At 36.1% G+C, this 5,487-nt stretch carries 5 protein-coding genes; 3 read left to right on the forward strand and 2 right to left on the reverse strand.

The annotated features are described in order from the left end of the window. Positions 1 to 48 precede the first annotated feature (48 nt). The 3 genes from Q0543_RS02425 to Q0543_RS02435 all read left to right on the forward strand — a co-directional run bounded on the left by Q0543_RS02425 (position 49) and on the right by Q0543_RS02435 (position 2,694). Positions 49 to 1,185 (forward strand): acyltransferase, encoded by a 1,137-nt coding sequence (locus Q0543_RS02425; protein WP_299248614.1) that lies wholly within the window; start codon positions 49 to 51, stop codon positions 1,183 to 1,185. A gap of 136 nt (positions 1,186 to 1,321) precedes the next feature. Continuing rightward, the gene (locus tag Q0543_RS02430) at positions 1,322 to 1,720 is read left to right on the forward strand and encodes a hypothetical protein (RefSeq protein ID WP_299248616.1); all 399 of its coding nucleotides are present in this window, start codon (positions 1,322 to 1,324) and stop codon (positions 1,718 to 1,720) included. A 431-nt stretch (positions 1,721 to 2,151) separates the two neighbouring features. After that, on the forward strand, positions 2,152 to 2,694 hold the full coding sequence (locus Q0543_RS02435; protein ID WP_299248619.1) for a putative colanic acid biosynthesis acetyltransferase: 543 nt from the start codon (positions 2,152 to 2,154) through the stop codon (positions 2,692 to 2,694). 667 nt (positions 2,695 to 3,361) lie between these two features. Here Q0543_RS02435 and Q0543_RS02440 read toward each other — a convergent pair. Beyond that, the gene (locus tag Q0543_RS02440) at positions 3,362 to 4,630 is read right to left on the reverse strand and encodes a site-2 protease family protein (RefSeq protein WP_299248622.1); all 1,269 of its coding nucleotides are present in this window, start codon (positions 4,628 to 4,630) and stop codon (positions 3,362 to 3,364) included. Further along, positions 4,623 to 5,258, reverse strand: coding sequence for an HAD family phosphatase (locus Q0543_RS02445; RefSeq protein ID WP_299248625.1), 636 nt, complete (start codon positions 5,256 to 5,258; stop codon positions 4,623 to 4,625). The genes Q0543_RS02440 and Q0543_RS02445 overlap by 8 nt, the downstream gene beginning before the upstream one ends. Positions 5,259 to 5,487 lie beyond the last annotated feature (229 nt).

Genomic DNA, 5,487 nt, shown 5'->3' on the forward strand with positions numbered 1-5,487 from the left:
GCATTATTAATTAAAAAATTGAAAATAGTTATTTGGAAATTCTAATATATGATAATTAAAGATTTTAAATACATTCCCAAATTAGACACCATTCGTTTTTTTGCTGCCCTGTCAGTAATAGTGCACCATTTAGAAAATGGAAAAAACATTTCCGGCTTGTCAAATATTTTCGGTTTCAATACAATTCGAAATTTAGGCGGTCATGCAGTAACAATTTTTTTCATGTTGAGTGGTTTTTTGATTACCCTCTTATTATTAAAAGAATATCAAAAAACAGGTAAGATTGAAATGAAGAAATTCTTTTTAAGAAGGATATTTAGAATTTGGCCTTTATATTATTTTTTAGTAGTGCTTTCTTTTTTCGTACTTCCATATTTTTTTTCAGATCAATCCTTATTTGGCAACAAAGAGGATTGGGCAATGACATTGATTTTATATATTTGTTTTTTGCCGGTAATTGCTAATAAAATATTTTTAGGGAATCGATTTAGCACACAATTGTGGTCTATCAGTATTGAAGAGCAATTTTATTTGATTTGGCCTTTGATTGTTAAAAAATGGATCGGTAATTTAGGGAAAGCCATTATTTGGTTCGTAGCTATAAAAATAGCTTTTCAATTGCTGGTATATGCAATCTGCTTTTTGATGTTGAAATACGTTCCAAACCATCCATGGATTGAGGGTTTACTTGTATTTAAAGTGTTCATAAAAGTATTGTATGTTGAAACGATGGCAATTGGAGCTTATGGAGCATATTTAATTTTCAATAAGAAAGAGAATGTATTGAAATGGATCTTTAATCCAGCAGTAGAAATTGCAACCTTGATTTTCTTTGTAGCATTGTTTTTTGTGAATGCAATGTGGCCATTTGTGCATCCATTGGTTGGGATGTCTGGCATGATTTTGATATTGAACATTGTTTATAATGAGAAAAGTATATTAAGTTTTAATACGAAGCTAACAGATAAGCTAGGAAAGTATTCTTATGGCATGTATATGTATCACAATATTATAATTTTTTTATGTATCAATAATATTATAAAGCTTGATTTGGATAACAGCATTCTATTTAATGTGTTGTTATATGTAACTGTGATCGTTATTACCATTTTAATTTCTATGTTATCCTATAAGATTTTAGAAACACCATTTTTAAAATTAAAAGATAAATTTGCAAATGTTTAAAAAAAACGGTTGGTATTTTAATAAATATGTATGTTGCTTATTTTAATGAACGTACATATTTATTGTGCTGTAATCCGTTCTTTGTATTGGTTAATATCCTTTTCTATGCCCACACAAAAGCACAGCGATTAAATCCATGAATTCCTTTGCACGAAAAATTATTTCACTGTGTTTTAGTACACTACTCCTTATCGTTTTTTTAGAGTTTATTTTTATACAAGCAAAGCTTTTTAAATATGTACCGCATATAGGTATTGGCTTCCATTTTGTTGGTGGGATGGCAATCGCAGGTATTTCCTTATATCTATTTCGCTCAGCGATGCTGCTGCAAAAAAGATACATACAATCTATTTTCATGTTGGGCTGCGTTGCTTTATCCGCAGTAGGCTGGGAGGGTTTCGAATGGGTCATTTCCAACTATTTTTATAACAATAATTTACAAGGCTCTCTCAACAATACCATGGGAGATTTGTATGTAGGCCTAGCAGGTGGCGTTGCTGTTTGTGTGGTGAACTATTGGAAACCGATTAGGTAATTGTGAATTATGAGTTATGAATTATGAATGAAAAAAAAGTGTTCAGTGCTTGTCCCGCTTTTGGGCGGGAGTCAGTGGACAACGAAATGAGTTGCCAGTTTCTAGGTTCTAGACGAGTACAGAGTTAGAATTAGGAGTTGTGAGTTATGAATGATCAATAAGTAGCGGTAAATTTTAGATTTTTAAATCATTTTTAATCAAAATAATCACACGAATCATTGTTCAGACAAATGCGTTGCCAGTTGTTAGTTTCTAGGAGCTAGAAGAATGGAGAAAAAAAGTGTAAAAGTGTAACGTGTAAAAAAATAGTGATCCTTGACCACTTATTTCCTTTCAACTGACTACTTTTTCTTTCCATTAAAATTCATAATTCATAACTCATAACTCATAATTATGATTTAACTTGCGCTAGAAATCAAAAACGAACAACCATGCATCAAGACCTATCAAAATTTACCATGCCTGCAAAGTTTAGAGGCAAACCTGGTTGGTATGTACAATTGTGGTGGGTGGTTCAGGTACTTTTGTTCAATCCTTCCCCGCAAATACTTTATGGCTGGAGACGGTTTTTGTTGCGTTTATTTGGAGCCAAGATTGGGAGAAATGTAATACTAAGACCATCTGTAAAAATTACCTATCCATGGAAATTAACAATTGGAGATTATTCTTGGATAGGTGACAATGTGGTATTATATACCTTAGGCGAAATTAGTATTGGAAAGAATACGGTAATTTCCCAAAGAGGATATATCTGCACAGGGAGCCACGATTATAAACAAAAAACATTCGATGTATATACAAAGCCAGTTATTATCAAAGACGAGTGCTGGTTAGCCACAGACGTGTTTGTTGCACCAGGTGTTACAATTGATAAAGGTATGGTAATTGGAGCACGCAGCAGCGTTTATAAAGACGTATTGGGAGAAGCAGGAGTGTATACTGGGAGTCCTGCGAAGTTTGTGGGTGCGAGATAGTAGTCAGTGGTCAGTGAACAGGAAAAAAAGTATTAAGTATTAAGTATTAAGTATTAAGTATTGCTCAATTTTTAATTGGAGCGTAGAATTAAAATAGCGTATTTTTAATCATTTTTAATCACAATAATCACAATAATCACACGAATCATAGTTCAGACAAATGGAGCTAGATGCATCGCCCTTTGTAGAAGAGAATGCTTCGCTGAGATGGCAGAGATTTGCAGGTTGTTGGCCGCTGGCACAACAACGAGTTGGGTAGTAACACGAGCGCCAGAAAACAGCGTATTAAAAATCATTTTAATCAAATTAATCACACGAATCATAGTTCAGACAAATGGAGCTAGATGTAACACCCTTTGTAAAAGAGCATGCTTCGTTGAGATGACAGAGATTTGCAGGTTGTTGGCCGCTGGCAAAGGGAATAAAATGGGGACTTATTTGATTATGCTGTTTCGCAACTATCGGCGTAGCGTTAAGGCTGAAAGCCTTACATGTCATAGCTAGGGGCATCGCCCCTAGTGGAAGTAATACGGCAGAGATTTGCAGGTTGTTGGCCGCTGGCACAACTACGAGTTGGGTAGCAATACGAGAGCCAATGATGTGAGCTTACTCTACACTCTATACTTTTTTACTTACTACTTTTTTCTGACTGACTACTGTCCACTGTTCACTGACCACTGTTTATTAACTCAAACGTCAACACCTCTGGAGTAAAACATAAAATAAAAATTGCTAATGCAATCCAGCCCAATACTTTTCGTTTGGTATCTAATGGGCGTTCATCCAGTGATGGCGGATGATGCACACCTAAAAACCGTCCGATTAGGAAGGTGTATAAGAGCCAGCCTGGGTAGCCAATGATGGTAGGGAAACTAAATTCAACCACCAATTGAAATGTAAATACACTCAATGCGGCTACAATGGTATTCATGTAATTCGAATACATTCTAGAAAAGACGAGGTATAAGAACCCAGCATACACCAATACAAATTGTATTTTTTCGTAGGCATTCGAATCAAAGAAATTTATATCAAGCGGATTCGATCGAAAGATGCCTATCCCAGCAAGGCATACAAATGCGGTGAAGAAGGTGCTTGCGATTTTTTTATGCATGCTGAGTCCAAACAAACCGTAGATTACATGTCCGCCGTCTAATTGCCCTACCGGAATTAAATTAAGTGCGGTAAAAAACAAGGCTAGATATGCTGCAAATAAAAACGGGTAATGAAAGAACTCATACTTGTTGGGGATTTTATCTCCTTGATAAGCAAATAGTTTTTTGAAAATGCCAATCAATAAATTATCTCCAACGGCCAATACAGAGAATTCTGTTTCGTATGTTTTTGTAGGCTTTACTAAATCTGCATCCGTGTTTTTGTGTTCCAAATAATGTATGGAATCTGCTGTAAATTTTTGATCGATGTGGGTATCGCTATACGCCTTTAGGTAGTCATAGGTATACACATGCGATTCGTAGTTGGCGCCAAACTGTTCGTAGTCGGGGTGAATGGTGTAGATGTATTCTTTTTCAGGGAGCGTTGCAAAGGCATAGATCAATAAACCCAGCGCTGCAACAAACCCTGCAAGCGGACCGGCGATACCGATATCAAAAATACTGGTACGTGATTGTATTTGCCCTTTCATACGAATGAACGCCCCGAAGGTACCTATCGACGGGCTACCTGGTAGGTAAAACGGAATGTAGTAGGGGAGTGATACATCGAGTTTGTATTTTTTTGCAAAGTAATAATGTCCAAATTCGTGTATGGTTAGAATGCCTAAGAAGGTAAGAGAGAAGCTTAAGCCACTTGCAACATAGTCCCAGAAAGTATCGACCTGTAAGCCCTTCCAATCGGCACCTGCAAAAGTAGTAGTTGCAAGTGTAATTGCGAATAATAAAATATGAATGGCAATCTGTTTGTATTTCTTAAGCATGTTTCAAGATTTCAAATAAAGAGTGTTGTTCTGTTACCAATGCCGTATGTATACCTACGGATTGTGCACCTGCGATATTGTCTGCATTGTCATCTAAAAAAAATGTTTCATCTGCAATCAATCCAAACTGTGCAAGCGCTGTAGTATAGATATTGGGATCTGGTTTTATCATGCCCATATCATAGGAATAGAACGCATGCTCTACAACCTCTTCAAGCGTAGGTGATCCTGTGAAATCATATAGGATTTGGTTTACGGCTTTAATGTGAATGGGATTTGTATTGCTTAAAATAAATATGCGATACGTATCCGTTAATTCAAGAATGCGGTTGATGCGTTCCTCTGGAATATCTAGCAGTAATGCATTCCACGCATTCCTCAATTCATGATCGCTGATAGTCTGGTCCATGTTCAACAACAATCGAAGGCCTTGTAAAAAAGCAAAGTTTCCGATCAAGCCTGTTTCAAAATCAACAAAGAGCGTAGCGTTTAGATACCGTGTTTTAATTTCATCAACCGGAATGCCACTTAGGTTTGAAAAAGCACAAAATGTTTTTTCAAAATCAATGGGAATGATAACTGCTCCCAAATCGAAAATGATATTTTTAATGTGTTTGAATTCGTCCATTCGTCTTTAGGGTTTGGAATGTAAAGGTAGGGAAAAAAGTTTCTAGGTGCTAGTTACTAGTTGCTAGAAGTGAAAAGTAGAAAGTGCAAAATAAATTAACGTATATCTCCTCCAAGGGTTTTTTCTCCTTGGAGGTTTTGAAAAAAGTAGAATTGCTATAAATACCTATCAAGGTCACTGCCCACTAATTTGACTGCTGTTGGCGGAGTACCAAGGCTGGAAGCCTTAC

It is taken from the genome of uncultured Cytophaga sp. (assembly GCF_937863595.1).
Classification (GTDB): domain Bacteria; phylum Bacteroidota; class Bacteroidia; order Cytophagales; family Cytophagaceae; genus Cytophaga.